Origin of the sequence: Embleya sp. NPDC050154, assembly GCF_044460165.1 — a bacterium.
In the GTDB taxonomy this organism is placed as follows: domain Bacteria; phylum Actinomycetota; class Actinomycetes; order Streptomycetales; family Streptomycetaceae; genus Embleya.
The window spans coordinates 50,550-69,713 of record NZ_JBITJP010000014.1 but is presented as its reverse complement, the minus strand read 5'-3'; the positions used below and the strand labels follow the sequence as shown (position 1 = coordinate 69,713).

Here is a 19,164-nt window from a genome sequence, read left to right as displayed (position 1 = left end):
CCCCGGAAAAGTGAGAGGCCCGGCCGCTGAAGACGGGGGATGCATCAGCGACCGAGCTGTCTCAAAGGTAACAACAAGCCGGCCGATCTCCAATCCGGGGCCGTTCATCGACCGATCGCGACCGATCCCGCACGCCCGTTGTCGGGCGTGCGGGCGATTTTTGTCGTCCTCGGTGTACGTCGGCGACCGGGCGGATCGACCCCGCCCCGTTCCCTATCGGCTGGGCGTCAGCACCTTCTCCGCGGTGCCCTCGGCGGTGCCGCCGGCGGGTCGGTCGGGCGGGTCCACCGCCAGGTGCGGCAGCACCTTGTCGAGCCACGCGGGCAGCCACCAGTTGGCCCGGCCCAGGACGTGCATCAGGGCGGGCACGAGCAGCATGCGCAGGATGAACGCGTCCAGCGCGACCGCGCCCGCCAGGCCGAGGCCGGCCATCATGCCGCCGCGGTCGCCGCTGAGGATGAACGAGCCGAACACGAAGATCATGATGAGCGCGGCCGAGTTGATCACCCGTCCGGTCCCGGCCTGGCCCACGCGTACCGCACGGGCGTTGTCGCCGGTGTGCAGCCATTCCTCGTGCATGCGGCTGACCAGGAAGACCTGGTAGTCCATCGACAGCCCGAACAGCAGCGGCAGCATGATCACCGGCAGGAAGGAGATGATCGGCCCCTCCTTGCCGAGCCCCAGCAGATCCATGCCCCAGCCCCACTGGAAGATCGCGACCAGCAGGCCGAACGACGCGCACGCGGCGATCAGGTTCATCAGCGCGGCGGTCAGCGGCACCAGCAGGCTGCGGAACGCGACCAGCATGAGCAGGGCGCCCAGCCCCACGATCAGGGCGATGAAGCTCGGCATGCGGTCGCCGACCACGGCCGCGAAGTCCTTCTGCAGCGCGGTCTCGCCGCCGATGTGGACCTTGAGCGTGCTGCCCTTCGCGGCGGCGGGGACGGTCTTGTCGCGCAACGTGTCGATCAGCTTGTCGGTCGCCTCGGCCTGCGGGGACGTCGCGGGCACGACCTGTACGACCCGGGTATCGGCGGCGAGGCCGCGGGCGTCGGCGGGCACCGGGGCCTCGATGACGCGCACGACACCGGGGGTACGGCGTATCTCGGTGATCAGGGTGTCCAACGCCTGCCGGTCCCGCGCACCGTCGAGCTCGGCGACCATCAGCAGCGGGCCGTTGAAGCCGGGGCCGAAACCCTTGGCGAGCAGGTCGTACGCCTGCCGCACGGTCTGCGAAGTCGGCTGGTTTCCTTGGTCGTTGGTGCCCAGGCGGAGCGAGAGCGCGGGCACCGACAGCGCCGCCATGACGACCAGCGCGACGAGGCCGAGGAGTCGGGGCCGGCGTTGCACCAGGCTCGCCCAGCGCAGCGCGGCGCGCCCGGCCTCCGCGTCGCGCGGGGCGTCGGCGGCGGACGTCGCGGCCAAGGCCCGGCGTTCGCGGCGGCTGAGCGCGCGCAGGCCGAGCAGCCCGAGCAGCGCGGGCAGCAGGGTGGCGGACGCGAGCACGCTGAGCACCACGACGAGCGTGGTGCTGATCGCGATTCCGTCGAACAGGGTGATGTCGACGGTGAACAGCGCGAGCAGCGCGACGCACACCGTGCCGCCCGCGAACACCACGGCCCGCCCGGAGGTGTCCAGTGCCCGTACCGCCGCCTCCTTGGGGGACAGGCCCGCCTTGAGGCCGTTGCGGTGTCGCGTCACGATGAACAGGGCGTAGTCGATGCCCACACCCAGCCCGATCAGGCTGCCCAGCAGCGTCGCGGTCTCCGGGATGTCGGTGACGTGGCTGAGCAGGACGACCGTGGAGATCCCGGTGCCGACCGCGAACACCCCGCTGACCAGCGGGAGCAACATGGCGAACAACGATCCGAAGGCGAGGAAGAGGATGATGCCCGCCGCGACGATGCCCACCGCCTCGGCCAGCCCGGCCGGAGGCTCCTGGGCGGCCTCGATCGCGGGACCGCCGAGTTCGACGCGCAGTCCGGGGGCGCGGGCCTGCTCGGAGCGCTCGATCAGGTGCTTGAGATTCTCGGTGTCCAGCTCGAACTGCTGCTTGACGAAGGTCACCTGCGCGAACGCGATCCGGCCGTCGGCGCCGACCTGCTCGGCGCCGTCCGGATCGTACGGGCCGACCACACGACCGACGTCGGGCATGCGCGCGATGTCGGCGAGCAGCGCGGTCATCCGGTCGCGTACCGCCGGATCGTGCACGGTGCCGCGCTCGGTCTGCCACACGACGTTGTCCACATCGCCGGCCGCGTCGGGGAAGGCCTTCTGCAGGCGCTCGTACGCGGTCGACGACTCGGTCCCGGGGATCTTGAACACGTTGGAGTACGCACTGCCCGCCGTCACGCTCGCCGCGACGGTTCCGAACAGCGCGGCCACCCACAGCAGGACCACCGCCCACCGGTGATCGAGACACCATCGCGCCCAAGCCGCCATAGCCGTTCCCTTCCTCGTGCGGGCCACGCGGCCCGGTCGTGCGTTCCGAGGCCAGACTCGGCGGCGGCCGAGGCGGTGCGGCGGCCGGCCGGCGCACTCACAGGAAGCTCACAAGCAGTCCCCCGCAGTTCCGCAAACTTCCGCCGGATACTGGGGACATGAGCAGCAGTCAGCCGCGCGCGGGCGCCACGGTCCTGATCGTCGAGGACGAGCCGAGCATCACCGACGTCCTCGCCATCACCCTGCGGTTCCACGGCTTCGAGGTGGCCACGGCGGACGGTGTGCACGCCGCCCTCGCCGCCGCGCGCAGCGTGCGACCCGACGTCGTGCTGCTGGACATCTCGCTCCCGGACGGCGACGGACGCCAGGTGTGCCGCATATTGCGCGCCGAACGGCCGGAGATCGCGGTCGTGTTCCTCACCGCCCGCGACGCGCCCGCGGACGTCGTCAAGGGGCTCACCCTCGGCGGCGACGACTACATCACCAAGCCGTTCAATGTGGACGAGTTGGTCGCGCGCACGCGCGCGGTGTTGCGACGTACCCGGCCGGCGCCGGACGCGAGCGCGCCGCCGATCGCGCGTCCGCCCGTACTGCGGCACGGCGACCTGGAGTTGGACGAGGCGACGTACACCGCGCGCCGGGGCGGACGCGGCGTGGAGCTGACCCCGACCGAGTTCGCGCTCCTGCGCCACCTGATCCGGCACGGCGACCGGATCGTGCCGAAGGAGCAACTGCTGCGCGAGGTGTGGAAGTACGAGCACGTCGTGGAGTCCACGGTGGTCGAGACGTACATCAGCTATCTGCGTCGCAAGCTCGACCCGCTGGTGCCGGACGGGCCGCCGCTGATCACGACGCGACGGGGCATGGGGTACGGGCTCCGGCCGGCGGACTACGGGGCGTGACGGGCGGGATCGGCGGGAGCGAGGGGCGGAGCGACGTGGGCGGGTCGACGTGAGCGGGTTGACGGGGCGGGCGGGCGGACGACTGCGCCGGCGCAAAAAGGCGTGCGAGCGCAAGCGTCCGCACATCGTGGCCATGCGCGCGACGCTGGCGCTGAGCAGCATCGGGGTGCTCGCGATCGGGCTGGCGCTGCTGATCTGGTTCAGCATGATGGGGGTTCGGCACTATCTGGAGTCGGGCGTCGACGACGACCTGACCACGGGCCGGACCGGCATCGAGCGGGCCGGCCTCACCCGCGCGCAGTTGTCCGAACCGGGCCCGACCGCGGGCCTGCGCGATGTGCTGATGTCGGTCGGCCTGCACGGCAAAGTCTTCGTGATGGTCGACGAGCGGGGCACCGCCCTGCCGGTCGCCGACCAGACGCCGAACGCCCTGCAGCGCGCCTTGGCGGCGGTGGTCCGGGATCCACGCGGCATGACGGCGCACGAACAGCCGCGCGCCGTCTCCCTCGGCGGGGAGTCCTACCGGGTCGTCACGGCACGCCTGGCCGACGGTCACTACATCCTCCTCGCCCGCTCGACCGAGGACCTCGATGGTGTGGTCGACCAGGTCGTGCACTTCGAACTGCTGGTCGGCGGCGCCCTGTTGGTGCTGTTGGGCGGGTCCATCTACTTCGTCGCCCGGTGGCGGCTGCGGCCGTTGGAGGACATGGTCGAGACGGCGTCGGGCATCGCCGAGGGCGGTCCGGACCGACCCGACCTGTCCGCGCGCGTGGCGCCGCGCCATCGGTCGTTCAGCGAGGTCGAGCAACTGCGTACCGCGTTGAACGCGATGTTGCAGCAGGTCGAGTCGGCGTTCGAGATCCGCGAACACGCGGCGACGCACCTCAAGCGGTTCGTGGCCGACGCGTCGCACGAGCTGCGTACACCGTTGGCGGCGATTCGCGGCTATCTGCAGTTGTACGAAAAGGGGATGCTGGCCTCGGAGGACGAGCGCACCCGGGCGCTGAACCGCATGGGGGTCGAGGCCGAGCGGATGGACCGGCTGGTCGACGAGTTGCTGGCGCTGGCCCGGCTGGACCAGCGCCCGCAGTTGCGGCCGCGCCCGATCGACCTGGTGTGCGTGGTGCGTGGCGCGATCGCCGACCTGCGCGCGCAGCAGGCGACCCGGCGGGTGCACACGGATCTGCCGGAGACCTGTGTGGTGCTGGCCGACGAGGCGACGCTGAGTCAGATCGTCGGCAATCTGCTGACCAATGTGCGTGCGCACACGCCGACGTCCGCGGATGTGCACGTGTCCGTGTCGATGTCCGAGGCCGCGGGCGAGGACGGGGAGCGGCGGGTCGTGTTGTGCGTGCGCGACGAGGGGCCGGGCATGCGTCCGCGGGATGCCGAGCGCATCTTCGACCGGTTCTTCCGGGCCGCGCGCGAGCGCGGCGGGAACGGCACGGCGAGTGGCATCGACCGGGGGACCGGTTCGGACACCGGGAGCGGGCTCGGCATGGCCATCGTGTGGGCGGGGGTGGCCGCGAACCGGGGCAGTGTGCGGGTGGAGACCGCACCGGGGGCGGGGCTGTCCGTCGTCGTCGAACTGCCGGCCGCGGATGCCGACGCGCGGCGGCGGGAGGGCGGGGCGGACGAGGGGACGGATGAGGACTTCGGCCCGCGACCGCCGTCGCTGGTGGCCCCGACGTCGGATTCGCGCTGAACGCGGTCCGGTCGACCGACCGGGTCGGCCGCGGGTGCGGCCGACCCGGGTGCCCGCGGGGTCCGACTAGTTCAGCGTGATCTGGCGGTTCAGCAGACCGTTGCGGGCGCTGCGCTGACGCGGCGTCAACGGGCTGGTGTCCGCCATCGCGGCGGCGAGCCGCTCACCGAATTCGCGGGCCGGCTTCTCCACGTCCTCGGCGCTCATCGCGGTCGGCAGGTCCCACACCGGGACGAGCAGCCCGTGCGCGCGGAACGAACCGACGAAGCGGGTGCCCTCGCCCAGGCTCGACTCGCCGGCCGCGTGCAGCCGCGCGATCGCGTCGAGCAGCTCCTCCTCCGCGTACGGCATCACCCAGCGCAGGTGGTTCTTCTCGGTGGTGCCGCACCAGTAGGCGGCGTCCACCGAGGTCAGCCGTACGGTCGGCATGGCCGCCGCGTTCGCCCGCTCCAGCGACGCGCTCACCTCGGCGTTCATCGCGGCCGGGTCGTCCACCCAGAAGTCGAAGCCCTGGTGGACGGTGATCTCCAGCGGCTTGGACAGGTCGAGCAGGTCCTGCAGCCGGTCGCCGGACTCGGGCAGCGGGCCGGGGGTGACCGAGGTGCCGTCCTCCTGCGCGAGCGCGCGCTCCAGGGCGTGCGCGAGGTCCCGGCTGACGTCACCCGAGCTGGTGTGGGTCTGCAGACCGACCAGGATCGCGCCGTCGGCGCGCCGCAGCGCGGGCCAGGCCATCGGCAGCACGGTCGCGAGCGTGACGACCTGGTCGGCGTGCTCGCCGGTCAGGGTCAGCCGCGCGGTCGCGGCCGGGACCAACTCGCGCAGCGCGATCCAGTCGCATTCGTTCGGCAGCCCCTGGAACGGACGCAGCACGAGCGTCTCGGCGGCGGAGGACGCCTCACGTCCGTGACATGCCTTGTACCGGCGGCCCGAGTTGCACGGGCACGGTTCGCGACCGCCGACGACCGGGACGGATCCCGTGGCGGCTGCGGTCTGGGTCTTGTTGCCGGTGTGGCCCTTCAGCGCGGCCTTCTTGCCCATGCTGCGGTCTCTCCGCCTCGGTGTCGGGGGGATGGTGGTCGACGACTCACCAGGTCCGAGGGTACTGAGTTCCGCGAGCACGGGTAGCCGCTCGAACGGGTGGGCGAACGCGTGGCTGACGCGATGGGTGCGCGGGTCGGCCCGCGTCGGTCGGCGTACCGGCTCGGCGGTGCGGGCTTGGTGGTGCGGGCTCGGTGGCCCGGGTTCGGCCGCACGGGTGAACTCGCCGTGCGTACGCCGCGGGGGTCGGCGCGGCCGGATTCAGTCGAGTGGGTCCACCGCGTCCAGGTCGAACTCGTCCCACAGTCGGTCGCCGGTGCGCGACTTGATCGGGACCAGTGCCCACACGGTGACCTCGTCCGGGGTGCCGCGCACGCCCCAGTCGGCCGCCAGAGTGCCGATGATGGACAGGCCTCGGCCGCCGTGCGCGCTCAGCGACGGGCTGGCCTGCCGGGGGCGGGTCGAACTGCCGCCATCGGTGACCTCCATGGCGAGCAGCCCGTCGGGACGCACCCACCAGGCCGCGCGGACGTTGCCGGACGGCAGCGCGCGGGCGTGCCGTAGCGCGTTGCTCAACAATTCGGACAGGATCAGCACCGCGTCGTCCACGACGTCCCCGGCGATGCCGCGTTCGCCGAGGTCGGTGGCCAGGCGGTGCCGAGCCGCGGACACACCGATCGGAGCGTGCGGTACCAACACCGCCGCGGAATCGGGCACCCCACGGGCCACGACCATTGCCACCCCCGGCCTCCTTAGTGCACACGCCTGTCGCGAGCGCATCTCTCGCGCGTCGGGCTTGAGATGCCCGATGCCGACGGACGGGAAACGGCGGGGCGACGCGCGCTCCGACTCGCCCAGGGGCGTATAGGGGTATGCGATCCTGCCAAGACGGATATAACGGCTCGAAAGGCTACCAGCGTACGCCCCCTTATGGGGTTCAATCGGACACTTGGGCCAGTACCTGTCGTGGCCGATTCGTGATGATGGCGTCCACGCCGAGCCGCAGGCACAACTCGACGTCCTCGGGAGCGTCCACGGTCCACACGTGCACCCGGTGGCCGGCCCGGTGCAGGCGGGCGACGTAGCGCGGATGGTCCCGCACGATGTCGATGCTGGGGCCGGCGATGCGCACGTCGCGGGGCAACGTACCGTCGCGGAACAACAGCGGGACGTGCTCCATCAGGAACACCGTGGGCAACTCCGGCGCCATCAGCCGCATCCGGCGCAGGGACAGTTGGGAGAAGCTCATCACCCGGATCAGTGACGGGCCCTCGGCGGTCGGGCGGGTCAGCGCGAACCGCTCCAGCAGGTCGACCAGGCGGCGCTCGACCAGGCCCGCGTAGCGGGTGGGGTGTTTGGTCTCGATCGCCAGGCGCACGGTGCGCGGCGCGTCCACGACCAGTTCGAGCAGGCGCTCCAGGGTGAGTACCGACCGGCGGTCCCAGTCGGGGGCCTCCGGCTCCTCCGGGCGTTCGCGTTCGACGCCGGATTCCTTCCAGGAGCCGAAGTCGAGCGCGGACAGGTCCGCGAGCTCCAGCGTCGAGACGATCCCGCTGCCGTTGGAGGTGCGGTCGACCTTGCGGTCGTGGACGCAGACCAGATGGCCGTCGGCGGTCAATCGGACATCGCATTCGAGTGCGTCGGCGCCGTCCTCGATGGCCTGGAGATAGGCCGCGAGCGTGTGCTCGGGGACGGTGTCGGACGCGCCTCGATGGGCGACGACCTGCACGTTGGCGCGCAGTGGGCGCGCCCCGGTGGTGGACACGGGACAATCGTGCCATCCCGAGGTGAGCACAGGGTGACGGCCGGGTGTCCGGCGTCGGTGTCCGGCGGCGGGTCGTTGTCGGGATTGCCGCCGGGGTGCCGGCGGGGCGCCGGCAAAATGGTCGGCAGGTCCGGCGGAAGGCCGGTGGGGTGGGCCCTCGGATGCTCCCGGAGCGCTCACCGGAAGCGGTCGATACGGCGCCGATGGGGCCGCCGATCGGGGTGCGAACCGGGGCGCGCACCGGCCCGACGGCGCCGGATCGGGTCGATCTTCGGTGATTCTTCCGGGATTTGCACCCCGGTTCAGGGGGTTCGACCTGCGCGGATAACCCCGGGATAAGGGGGGCGGGCGGTCGGGACGCCCGGCGCTTACGGTGTTCAGACAGGGCGTCGGGGAGTCTGTGGACATCAACGATTCCGAAGTGTGTGGGAGGAAGACCGTGAGCGACGACCGCGACGTGACCGGCGGCGAAGTCGGTTCACCGGTGCCAGGGGAGGGCAACGGATCGTCTCCCGCCACACCACTGCCGGCGGAGCCGGTGATCGGGTCCGGGCCGGCCGAGCCGGCGTTCCGTTCCGAAGCGGCGGCCGAGCCGGAGTTTCGGGCCGAGGTGCCGGCCAAGCCGGTCGAGGCGCCCACCGTGGGTCAGTCGCACGCCGCGTCGGTGTCGCCGACCGCTCCGCTGCCGCCGGTGGGCGAGCCGTCGGCCGAGGTGCCCGCCGCGTTCGCGGCCGGCGCGTCCACGGCCGGTGCGGGTGGTGGGGCCGGCGCGGGCGTTCCGCCGTTCGGGACCACCGGTGCCTACCCCGGTTACCCGGGCTACCCCGGCTTCGGCGCACCGCCCAAGCCCAAGCGTCGCCCGTCCGGGATCCTGGTCGCGGCCGTGGTGGCCGCGCTGCTCGCCGGTGGTGTCGGCGGCGGGGTGGGCGCGTGGATCGTGGACCGCGACGACACTCCGGCCACGGCCGGCGTCAGCCCGTCCTCCTCCCCGGTGGACCCGGCCTCGCTGAACCGCTCGCCCACGAGCGTGGCGGGGATCGCCAAGCAGGCCGTTCCCAGCACGGTGACGATCAAGACCAAGGGCAGCGCGTCCGGTCAGGGCACCGAGACCGGCGCCGGCGCCGGCTTCGTGTACGACAAGCAGGGCCACATCCTCACCAACAACCACGTGGTCTCGCTCGCCGCCGCCGGTGGCGAATTGAGCGTGACCTTCTCCGACGGCACCACCAAGCCGGCCAAGATCGTCGGCCGCGCCGAGGGCTACGACCTCGCGGTGATCAAGGTCGACGACATGCCGGCCAGCGTGCAGCCGCTGCCGCTCGGCGACAACGACAAGGTCGCGGTCGGCGACCCGGTGATCGCGATCGGCGCACCGTTCACCCTCTCCAACACGGTGACCACGGGCATCGTGAGCGCCAAGGACCGTCCGGTCGCCTCCGGCGACCAGCAAAAGGTCTCCTACATGAACGCGATCCAGACCGACGCGGCGATCAACCCCGGCAACTCCGGCGGTCCGCTCCTGAACGCGGCCGGCGAGGTGATCGGGATCAACTCGGCGATCCGCTCGACCGGTGGCGGCGGCCAGTCGCCGTTCGGCCAGCAGCAGGAGTCCGGCAGCATCGGCCTGGGCTTCGCGATCCCGATCAACCAGGCCAGGTGGGTCGCGGACACCCTGATCCAGGGCAACAAGCCGGTCTACGCGCAGATGGGCATCCTGCCCGACTCGCGCTACACCGGGACCGGCGCGCAGATCGTGGCGCAGAACACCAACGGCCAGGACCCGGTCACCGCGAACGGCCCGGCGGCGAAGGCGGGCCTGAAGGCCGGCGACGTGATCACCAGGCTGAACAACCGGGCGATCGGCTCCTACGAGGACCTCTTCAGCGAGATCTGGAGCCACCGCCCGGGCGACAAGGTGAAGGTCACCTACCAGCGCGACGGCAAGGAAGCCACCACCGAGGTCACCCTGGGCCAGCGCGTCGGTGACAACTGACCGCCACCCCGGGCCCGAACACCCCCGCCCCGAATCCCCAGTGATCGACACCATCGCTCATGAGAGACTGATCCCGCCCGCGCCCGATCCCGGTCGCGACGCTGGAGGACTCGCCTAGTGGCCGATGGCGGCAGTCTTGAAAACTGCTAGCAGGGGTGACTCTGCTCGTGGGTTCGAATCCCACGTCCTCCGCAGGAAGCAACGCGGACACACGAGAACACAGGTGGGCGGCGGTACCCGGAGGGAATCGGGTGCCGCCGCCCACCTGTGTGTCGTGGTGTTCGTGGAGCGGTCGTGATCGCTGCTCCCCGTCGCCCTTGTCCACCGATCGGTGGACGACGAGTTCCATCGGTCGAGCCTGTCCGGGATATGGGCGCCGAGACCAGGATTTCGGGCATGACGAAACTTCCTGTTCGCATGGCGCGGTGGAGCGCCGGACATCCCTGGCGGGCGATAGCCGGCTGGTTCCTCTTCGTCGCGCTGTGCCTCGGAGCCGGGATCGGTGTCGGGACCAACGCGGCCACGGCCGACGACTTCCGGGTCGGCGAGGCCGGGCGCGGCGAGGCGCTGGCCACCGAGGGCGGCCTGCAACAGAAGCCGACGGAGCGGGTGTTGATCACCGCGAAGCCCGGGGCGCAACAGTTGGACCCGGGCGCCGCCGACGCCGCGGCCCGCGAGGTCGTCGACCGGATGCGGGCGCTGCCCGAAGTGTTGTCCGTGGCCGCGCCGGTGCGCTCGGCGGACGGTACGGCGGTCCGGGTCGACGTCACCATGAAGGGCGCCGAACTCGAGGGCAAGGAGCACGTCGACCCGCTGCTGGCGCAGACCGCGAAGGTACGGGCCGGCCATCCCGGGCTGCTGATCGCGGAGACCGGCGGCCCCTCGATCAGCAAGGACGTCCAGGGCCAACGCGGCGAGGACCTCTCGCGTACCGAACTGATCGCGCTGCCGATCACCTTGATCACCCTGCTGATCGTGTTCCGGTCGGCGGCGATGGCCACCGTGCCGCTGCTGCTCGCGCTGTCCTCGATCGCGGCGTCCATCGGGTTGTCGATGCTCGTGTCGCACGTGTTCCCGGACGCCGGCGTCGGTACCAACGTCATCCTGCTGATCGGGTTGGCGGTCGGCGTCGACTACGCGCTCTTCTACCTCAAGCGCGAACGCGAGGAGCGGGCCCGGTCCGACGGCCGGCTCGACTCGCGGGCCCTGGTGGAGCTGGCCGCGGCCACCTCAGGACACGCCGTCGTGGTGTCCGGGCTCGCGGTCGCCGCCTCCAGTGCGACGCTGTTCCTCGCGGACGACGTGATCTTCTCCTCGATCGCCACCGGTGCGATCGTGGTCAGCCTGGTCGCGGTGCTCGGTTCGCTGACCGTGTTGCCCGCGCTGCTGGTCAAGCTCGGTGCCCGGGCCGAGCGCCGGGCGGCCCGTCGGGCCGAGCGGGCGAACCGACGCGGCGAGGTCGCGGCGGCCAAGCCGCCGCGTACCACCGGAGCCGGCCGGATCACCTCGGCCATGCTGCGGGTCACCAGCCGGCGCCCCGGCGCCACGCTCGCCGTCGCCGTGCTGGCCATGCTGGCCATGACCGCTCCGCTCGCGGACCTCAAGCTGACCGACATCGGCCGGGAGACCTACTCCCGCGACCTCCCGGCGATGGAGACCTGGCACCGGCAGAACCAGGCGTTCCCGGAACTGAAGTCGATGCACCAGGTCGTGGTTCGGGCCGAGGCCGGCCGCGCCGACGAGGTGGCCGGCGCGCTGCGCGAGTTGGAACAGCGGGCCCAGGCCGACCCGTCGCTCTCCCGGGTCACCGAGCTGCGCACGTCGCCCGACCGCCGGATCACCATGCTGGAACTGCGAGTGCCGCATTTCGTCAGCGCCGCCACCGCGCAGGACTCGCTCGATCGGGTACGCGACGAGTACGTGCCGGCCACCGTGGGCAGGCTGTCCGGCGTCGACGTCGCGGTGACCGGTGACGTCGCCCGCTACGCGGACTATCCCGAACATCAAAAGGGCAAGTTGCCGCTGATCGTGGTGACGCTGCTCCTGGTCACCTTCGTGATCACCGTGTTCGCGTTCCGGTCGGTGGTCCTGGGCCTGGTCGGCGTGGTGTTGAACCTGCTCTCGGCCGGCGCCGCGCTCGGGCTGCTCGTGCTGACCTTCCAGGGCACCTGGGCGGAGGGGCTGCTCGACTTCGATTCCACCGGATCGATCGGCTCTCGCGTACCGCTGTTCCTGTTCGTGATCCTGTTCGGGCTGTCGATGGACTACCAGGTGTTCGTGATCAGCCGGATCCGGGAGGCCGCGCTGCGTGGGGTGTCGACCCGGCAGGCGGTGCTCGACGGGATCGGCAGCTCGGCCGGCGTGGTGACCAGCGCGGCGTTCGTGATGGTGACCGTGTTCGCCAGCTTCATCGGTCTGCATCTGATCGAGATGAAGCAGTTCGGCTTCAGCCTTGCGGTGGCCGTGCTCCTGGACGCGTTCGTGATCCGGATCATGATCCTGCCGGCGACGATGTTGCTGCTGGGGGAGAAGACCTGGTGGCCGTCGATCGGGACGCGTCGGACCCGGGAGCAAGCCCCCGCCGCCGACGCTCGCACGACCGAAAAAGTAGGCTGATCGGTATGTCCGAACGGCCGCAGCTCACCGACCCGTTCCGGATGTGGACCCTGCACCGGTGGTACATCCTCTTCTGGGTGCTGCTGGGACTGGCTCCGATGGCCGTCGCCGGCACGGACGATGCCGGCGCGACCCGGTACTGGTCGGTGGGGCTGCCGGTCGTGCTCGGCCTGGCCTACCTGATCACGCGGGTGTTCCCCGGCAACCGGGTGCTGCGACCGCACACCTTCGTGTGGGTGCTGATCATCGGGCTGGGCGCGATGGCCTACCCGCGCGACGGCGGTGCCTCGGTGTACGTCGCGACCCTCCCGCTCTTCTGGTTCCTCACTCGGGACCCCAGGCCCGCGATCACGTACGGCGGCCTCGCCGCGGTCGCCACCGTGATCGGCGGGGTGGCGCCGCAGGGTTGGAGTCCGGACCTGCTCACCGGCAACACCGTCGCCACCCTGATCGCCTACACGGTGAGCGTGCCGCTGGGGTTGTCGGTGCACCGCCTCGTCGAGCAGAGCGGTGAGCGGGTCCGCGTCCTGGGCAGCGAACTGGAGAGCGCCCAGCTCCGGTTGGCCGAGGCCAACCAGCGTCGGGGCGCCGCGGAGGAGCGGGAGCGGCTGGCCCGGGAGATCCACGACACCCTCGCCCAGGGCTTCGCGTCGATCATCGTGCTGGCGGAGGCGGCCCGTTCCGGCATCGCCAGCGATCCCGCGACCAGCGGCAGGCAACTGCTCTCCATCGAGCACACCGCTCGGGAGAACCTCGCCGAGGCCCGGGTACTGGTCGGCTCCGCCCCGCAGAGCGGCGTCGTCCCCGGCTCGGTCGCCGGAGCCCTGCGCCGCACACTGGACCGCTTCGTCGAGGACACCGGGATCACCGTGGACGCGGACCTGCCCGACGTCGAGTGCGACCAGCCGACCCGGATCGCGCTGCTGCGCTGCACCCAGGAGTCGCTGGCCAACGTACGCAAGCACGCGGAGGCCGCCGCGGTCGGCGTGGTGCTCGCCCGGCACCCGCACGGCATCGAGTTGGAGATCACCGACGACGGGCGGGGGTTCGTGGTCGGGGACGCCCGCGGTTTCGGGCTCGACGGCATGCGCAAACGACTGGCCGAACTCGGCGGCGAGTTCACCGTCACCAGTTCCGTCGGCGACGGCACCCGGATCCTGGCGATGATTCCCACCGACGGTCAGGAGTGAAGGACATGACACAGGACACGCTGCGGGTCATCGTGGTCGACGACCACTCGGTGATGCGGGCCGGGGTGGTCGCCCTGCTGGCCGCGGAGCCCACCATCGAGATCGTCGGCGAGGCGGGTGACGGCCTCGCCGCCGTCGAACTGGTCGAGCGGTTGGAACCCGACGTGGCGCTGATCGACCTGCGGATGCCGGTGCTGGACGGGGTGGCCGCCACCACCCGGATCGTCGGCCTTCCGGTCCGGACCCGGGTGTTGATCCTGACCACGTACGACACCGACGCCGAGATCGAGCGCGCGGTCGAGGCCGGTGCGATCGGCTACCTGCTCAAGGACACCACTCGCGAACAACTCGTCGAGGCCATCCGCTCGGCGGCTCGGGGCCAGACCGTACTGGCCCCCAGGGTCGCGGAGCGGCTGGTGGCCCGGATGCGCCGGCCCGCCCCGGTGGTGCTGACCTCGCGCGAGGTGCAGGTGCTCGACGCGGTGGCCGACGGCCTCTCCAACGCGGACATCGGCAAGCGACTCGTGATCGCCGAGGCGACCGTGAAGACACACCTGTTGCGGGTCTTCGCGAAGCTCGACGTCAGCGACCGCACGCACGCGGTGGTCATCGCCATCGAAAGCGGGTTGTTGCCCCGGTCGAAGCACGAATCGCGCGGTTGAACCGGTCGACGCACGAAGCGCGGGTGGAACCGGTCGACGCACGAAACGTGGGCCCGAACCGGTCGCACCCGCCTCGGCCCGCCCCGGGGGTGTCCGGGTGCACCTCGCACCCCCCGGCGACCCCGGGTGGGTCTCGGCCCGCGCCGGGGTGCGCATTCGTCCGTACCGGGGCGCGCTCGACCCCGGAAGAGCACTCCTATATATAGGGGTACGCCGGGCGCGACTTTCGGCGCACGGAATCCGCTTTCCCGCCGCCACGCATCGTGATATCGGCCCGCTTTCCCGAAGCTCCGGCTTCCGGAGGATCGCGTTCCGCGGTGGAGTCCCTCGAAAGGGGCGAAAATAGCGCCACGCGCGGGTGAAAGTGGCGCGGGTCACAGATCCGGATGTGGTGCGGATCGCATTCGGCATACTTTTCCGGCCGGTGGCGGAGTGCTCTCGCAGCGTGAATACATGCAGGCCGGCGCGGTCGTCCGGGGCAGTGGCCGGCCGGTTATACCCGGTGTGTCCACAGGCTACCGACGCCGGAATTGTGATGACGCTCACGCTGCACGTGTAAGCCGGACATAAAGGTATTTAAGACTCACCCGAAATGCCGCTCCCAGGGCGCCGGCCTGCGTGATCATGCGATCGCATCCGGTGATGTTTCGACAGTGTGTCACGGACCGATCGCGTAGCGTATAGAACCGTGGGTCAAAAGGGGCAAAAGGTTCCCAGGTTTGCCGGCCGGTAAACGCCGATCAGGCCCGGAAGGCGGCTCGAAGGGGTCCGACGGGCATTTCTAATACCTATCCTGACCTGCGTAAATACCCGAGCGGGTTGATAAGCGCCGGATAACCTGTTTATGGTCCTGGCGATGTGCAAATCGCACCTCCTGGGTTCTCGCCGGCACGGCATGGCGGAACTCGCGGTCTGGGAGGGCCGCGGGGTTGCGGCATCGGACATCACGTCTTGGACGTGACCGTTCGGTTCCGGGCGGGGGTGATCCGCAAGGATCGCGCCGGTCCATCCGCCCCAGGGGAATTCCGAGAGGAATGTATGTCTCTCCGCAACGCTTTCGGTCGCACCAACACGCACCGCGGCATGGGTCGTACCCAGCGCCGCCTGCGCACCGCGACCATTGTCGGCGTCGTCGCCGCCACCCCGCTCGTCGGGCTCGCGACCGCGACCTCGGCCGGCGCTGCCACCACTTCCACGTGGGACAAGGTCGCCCAGTGCGAGAGCGGCGGCAACTGGTCCATCAACACCGGCAACGGCTACTACGGCGGCCTGCAGTTCACGCAGAGCACGTGGCGCGCCAACGGCGGTACCGGCAGCCCGCAGAACGCCTCGAAGGCCGAGCAGATCCGGGTCGCCGAGAACGTGCTCAAGACCCAGGGCCCGGGTGCCTGGCCGGTGTGCTCGGTCAAGGCCGGACTGACCCGCGGTGGCGGCAGCCCGGACGCCGGCAGCACCACCCCGAAGAAGTCGACCCCGAAGAAGGAGTCGACCCCGAAGAGCACCACCCCCAAGAGCACCCCGAAGAAGGTCGTCGTCGCGCCGCAGAGCGAGACGCCGAAGAAGGCCGCTCCGGCGAGCAAGCCGGCCGCGGCTCCGGTCGCCGAGACCGCGCCGACCACCTCGACCGAGGGCGCCTACGTCGTCAAGACCGGTGACACCCTCAGCGCGATCGCCGCGGCGAACAACGTGGGCGGCGGCTGGCAGGCGCTGTACGCGAAGAACCAGGGTGTGGTCGGCAGCAACCCCGACCTGATCCTCCCGGGCCAGCAGTTGGTCCTGCGCTAGAACCTCCCGGGACCGCCTCGGTCCCGAACGTTCGGCGTACGCCGTGTGGTGCCCGCGACGCGGTGCACGGCGGTCGAGTGAGCGGTGCGAAGAACACGCTGTGCGCACGTGGTGCGCGGGGCGAGCTGTGCGAAGACGGTCGGGGGCGGCCGTATCTCCTGTGCGAACACCGGGAGATGCGGTCGCCTTCGGCCGTTCTGTCAGGTTTTCTCACTTCGGTGACGGCAGTACCACGACGTGCCGTGGAGGGGACGGGACGTCGCGCGGGGGTCCCACGGGCCCCTCGACCGGCCCGGGAGGCACCGTCAGGTGCGGCCCGGGCCGCGCTGCGTCGAGGCCGCCTCGGCGGCGCACAGCGACTCCAGGCGGCGGGCGATCGACGCCGCGCGCTCGACCAGCAGTCGGGCACGCTCGTGCTCGGCCTCGCTCCACTCGCCGGGGTCCGCGCGATTGCCGCCCGGATGATGACCGTTGTTGCCCATAACCGCTTGGTTCCCACCGGATGGGGGCGATCATTCACGATGTGACGCCTCATCACCCGTGATGCCGATCACGTCCGCCTTCCGGCCGGTGCCCACATTCCTGCGGCAGGGCCTCGATCCGGTCCACACTGACGACCATGACGACTCTGATCGCCGGGGCCAATGTCCCGGTTCCCGCGGGCCCGTTGACCCTGGTGATCCGCCGCGCGGCGGACGCGCCGATCGCGGACGCCTCGGCGCTCCTGCTCGGATCGGACGGCAAGGTGCGCTCGGACGAGGACTTCGTGTTCTACAACCAGCCGGCCGGGGCCGCCGGCGCGGTACGCCACCTCGGCCCGACCGCGGGCGGCGAGGCGGTCGCGGTGGATGTGCCCGCGCTGCCCGCCGACGTGGATCGTGTGGTGGTGGCCGCCTCCGTGCACGAGGGCACGTTCGCCGGGGTGGGCGGGCTCGCGCTGGCCGTGCTGGACGGCGCGGGCGGCACCGTCGCGACCTTCCCGGTGCAGGCCGGCGGCGGCGAGACGGTGCTGGTGCTGGGCGAGTTGTACCGGCGCCAGGGCGCGTGGAAGTTGCGGGCGATCGGCCAGGGTTACGACACCGGGCTGGCCGGACTCGCGAGCGACTACGGCGTGGACGTCGGCGAGGAGGACGAGGGGAGCGTCGGCGACGGGCTGCCCGCCGGGACGTTGCCGGCCGCGCCGGTGGGTGCGACGCCCGGGTGGGCGCCGCCGCCGTACAGCGACGAACCGACCATGCGCCTGCCCGCGCCCGCGGACGACCCGCAACTGGCCGGGCTGCCGCCGGAGGTGGGCGCGCGCATCTCGCTGCGCAAGGAGGCGGTGCGGATCACCCTGGAGAAGAAGGGCCTGCGTGACGTGCGGGCCCGGGTGGCGATCGTGCTGGACCGCTCCGGGTCGATGCGCGAGCTGTACGGAAACGGCGCGGTGGGGCGCCTGGTCGAGCGCATGGCGCCGATCGCGGCCCGGCTCGACGACGACGGCGAGTTGGACGCGTGGATCTTCGCCGACGAGTTCGCGCCGCTGGACCCGGTCCGGATCCCGGAACTGCCGCGCTGGATCGCCGACAACGTGTACATCGACGGCCGCAACAACCGGCCGCAGTCGCCCCCGCTGCCGAACGGGGCACAGCGCTCGCCCGACCACCTGTCCGGCGTGTTCGGCGGCAACAACGAACCGGCGGTGATCGAGGACATCATCGCGCGCTACCGCCGCGAGCCGGGTGCGCCGGTGCTGGTGCTGTTCTACTCGGACGGCGGGGTCAACCGCAGCAAGCAGATCCAGCGCCTGCTGACCGACGCGGCGGGGCTGCCGATCTTCTGGCAGTTCGTCGGACTGGGCCGCTCGAACTACGGGATCCTGGAGCGGATCGACACCATGCCCGGTCGGCTCGTGGACAACGCCGGCTTCTTCCAGGTGGACGACATCGACCGGATCTCCGACGTCGAGCTGTACGAGCGGATCCTGACCGAGTTCCCGCAGTGGCTGACCGCCGCCCGGGCGGCCGGCATCGTGCGCTGATCCGACGCCCGCACGCTCCGACCACCACCCGTGCGCCCGAGTGATTGGGGGCTGACGCGACGTCACCGGGACGGTCACAATGGGACATTGCGCCGTCCTTTGGCACCACGCCGTCGTGCAGACGAGGTACGGGGAGGGTTTTTATGCCGGTGTCGGGTGAATTCGCCGAATGGGCCACGGAACTGACGATGCGTCATGTCCCGGTGCCGGTACGACGGGCGGCCGGTCGGCGGATCCTGACCGCGATCGCGGCCGGGGTCGGCGCGGCGCGCGTGGGCCTGGTGGACCCCGCCGTACACGTCGCCGTCGGGATCGGCGGCCCACCGGAGGCGGAACTCATCGGGCACGCCGCGGGCCGGCTCGCGGCGCCCGCCGCCGCGCTCGCGAACGGCATGCTGATCGGCGCGGCACGGCCCGAACCCGATGGCGCGGGTGGGGTGATGGCCGTGGTGCTGCCGGTGGCCATGGCGGTCGGCCAGGAGGTCAAGGCGCGCGGCGACGAGGTGTTGCTCGCGGTGATCGCCGGGCACGAGATGGCCTGCCGGTTGGCCGCGCCGGACGGTTCGCGCTCGGTCGGGGTGCTCGGCGCGGCGCTCGCGGCGGCCCGGCTGATGACGCTGGACCGGTGCCGAGTCCGGGACGCGGTGGGCATCGCGGGGGAGTTCGCGGGTGCGCCGAACGGCACCGGCGGCACCCCCGGGCTCACCACCGGGATCGCGGCCGGCAACGCGATCATCGCCGCGCGACTGGCCGCGTCCGGCGCGAACGGCCCCGTCGGCGGGATCGACGAGTTGTGTCGGGCCTGGCGGCTGCGACCGGAACGGGTGCTCGGCGGGCTGGGGGGCGAGTGGGTCGGCGAGCCGCATCCGGCGGCGAAGACCACGGACTACCAGTTCGACCTGGAGACCTGCGAACGTCTCGGCGGCAGCCGCCGCGACGCCCGAGCCCTGGTCGCCGAGATCCGCGCGCTCGCCTTCGCCCCGTCCCTCGACTCGATCCTGGCCCTGACGGTGCGGGTGGCCGCGGGCACCTGAGCCGGCCGGAAC

At 71.4% G+C, this 19,164-nt stretch carries 14 protein-coding genes and 1 tRNA gene; 10 read left to right on the top strand and 5 right to left on the bottom strand.

The annotated features are described in order from the left end of the window. Positions 1 to 213: 213 nt before the first annotated feature. Complete coding sequence (locus tag ACIBSV_RS27575) at positions 214 to 2,442, bottom strand: MMPL family transporter (protein WP_395867570.1); 2,229 nt, start codon at positions 2,440 to 2,442, stop codon at positions 214 to 216. A gap of 158 nt (positions 2,443 to 2,600) precedes the next feature. On the opposite strand from ACIBSV_RS27575, the gene ACIBSV_RS27570 reads away from it, so the two are divergent. Together ACIBSV_RS27570 and ACIBSV_RS27565 are read left to right on the top strand one after the other, a co-directional pair. Further along, on the top strand, positions 2,601 to 3,344 hold the full coding sequence (locus ACIBSV_RS27570; protein ID WP_395867568.1) for a response regulator transcription factor: 744 nt from the start codon (positions 2,601 to 2,603) through the stop codon (positions 3,342 to 3,344). 49 nt (positions 3,345 to 3,393) lie between these two features. After that, positions 3,394 to 5,049, top strand: coding sequence for a sensor histidine kinase (locus ACIBSV_RS27565; RefSeq protein ID WP_395867566.1), 1,656 nt, complete (start codon positions 3,394 to 3,396; stop codon positions 5,047 to 5,049). A 66-nt stretch (positions 5,050 to 5,115) separates the two neighbouring features. Here ACIBSV_RS27565 and ACIBSV_RS27560 read toward each other — a convergent pair whose 3' ends face one another. The 3 genes from ACIBSV_RS27560 to ACIBSV_RS27550 all read right to left on the bottom strand — a co-directional run bounded on the left by ACIBSV_RS27560 (position 5,116) and on the right by ACIBSV_RS27550 (position 7,852). After that, complete coding sequence (locus tag ACIBSV_RS27560; RefSeq protein ID WP_395867564.1) at positions 5,116 to 6,087, bottom strand: DUF5926 family protein; 972 nt, start codon at positions 6,085 to 6,087, stop codon at positions 5,116 to 5,118. 261 nt (positions 6,088 to 6,348) lie between these two features. Next, positions 6,349 to 6,822: an ATP-binding protein gene (locus tag ACIBSV_RS27555; protein WP_395867958.1), complete on the bottom strand. Its 474-nt coding sequence runs from the start codon at positions 6,820 to 6,822 to the stop codon at positions 6,349 to 6,351. A gap of 202 nt (positions 6,823 to 7,024) precedes the next feature. Then, entirely contained in the window at positions 7,025 to 7,852 is an 828-nt protein-coding gene (locus tag ACIBSV_RS27550) for a glycerophosphodiester phosphodiesterase (RefSeq protein ID WP_395867562.1), read from the bottom strand. 439 nt (positions 7,853 to 8,291) lie between these two features. Here ACIBSV_RS27550 and ACIBSV_RS27545 point away from each other — a divergent pair, with 439 nt between their 5' ends. The 6 genes from ACIBSV_RS27545 (at position 8,292) to ACIBSV_RS27520 (ending at position 16,098) form a co-directional block, all read left to right on the top strand. After that, entirely contained in the window at positions 8,292 to 9,845 is a 1,554-nt protein-coding gene (locus ACIBSV_RS27545; protein ID WP_395867560.1) for a trypsin-like peptidase domain-containing protein, read from the top strand. Positions 9,846 to 9,948: 103 nt separating this feature from the next. Beyond that, positions 9,949 to 10,037: transfer RNA gene (locus ACIBSV_RS27540), tRNA-Ser, on the top strand. 204 nt (positions 10,038 to 10,241) lie between these two features. Next, positions 10,242 to 12,461: an MMPL family transporter gene (locus tag ACIBSV_RS27535; protein WP_395867558.1), complete on the top strand. Its 2,220-nt coding sequence runs from the start codon at positions 10,242 to 10,244 to the stop codon at positions 12,459 to 12,461. 5 nt (positions 12,462 to 12,466) lie between these two features. Then, positions 12,467 to 13,651, top strand: a complete 1,185-nt coding sequence (locus ACIBSV_RS27530; protein ID WP_395867556.1) for a sensor histidine kinase — start codon at positions 12,467 to 12,469, stop codon at positions 13,649 to 13,651. A gap of 5 nt (positions 13,652 to 13,656) precedes the next feature. After that, the gene (locus ACIBSV_RS27525; protein ID WP_395867553.1) at positions 13,657 to 14,313 is read left to right on the top strand and encodes a response regulator; all 657 of its coding nucleotides are present in this window, start codon (positions 13,657 to 13,659) and stop codon (positions 14,311 to 14,313) included. A gap of 1,083 nt (positions 14,314 to 15,396) precedes the next feature. Then, complete coding sequence (locus ACIBSV_RS27520; RefSeq protein WP_395867551.1) at positions 15,397 to 16,098, top strand: transglycosylase family protein; 702 nt, start codon at positions 15,397 to 15,399, stop codon at positions 16,096 to 16,098. A 305-nt stretch (positions 16,099 to 16,403) separates the two neighbouring features. Here the strand turns inward: ACIBSV_RS27520 and ACIBSV_RS27515 are convergent, their stop codons facing one another. Further along, on the bottom strand, positions 16,404 to 16,580 hold the full coding sequence (locus tag ACIBSV_RS27515) for a hypothetical protein (RefSeq protein WP_395867549.1): 177 nt from the start codon (positions 16,578 to 16,580) through the stop codon (positions 16,404 to 16,406). Positions 16,581 to 16,717: 137 nt separating this feature from the next. On the opposite strand from ACIBSV_RS27515, the gene ACIBSV_RS27510 reads away from it, so the two are divergent. Further along, a complete protein-coding gene (locus tag ACIBSV_RS27510) occupies positions 16,718 to 18,118 on the top strand; it encodes a VWA domain-containing protein (RefSeq protein WP_395867548.1) in 1,401 nt (466 codons plus the stop codon). Between the two features lie 143 nt (positions 18,119 to 18,261). Beyond that, positions 18,262 to 19,152 carry an MmgE/PrpD family protein gene (locus tag ACIBSV_RS27505; protein WP_395867546.1) on the top strand — a complete coding sequence of 297 codons (891 nt, stop codon included), beginning with the start codon at positions 18,262 to 18,264 and terminating at the stop codon, positions 19,150 to 19,152. The last annotated feature ends 12 nt before the right edge of the window (positions 19,153 to 19,164 follow it).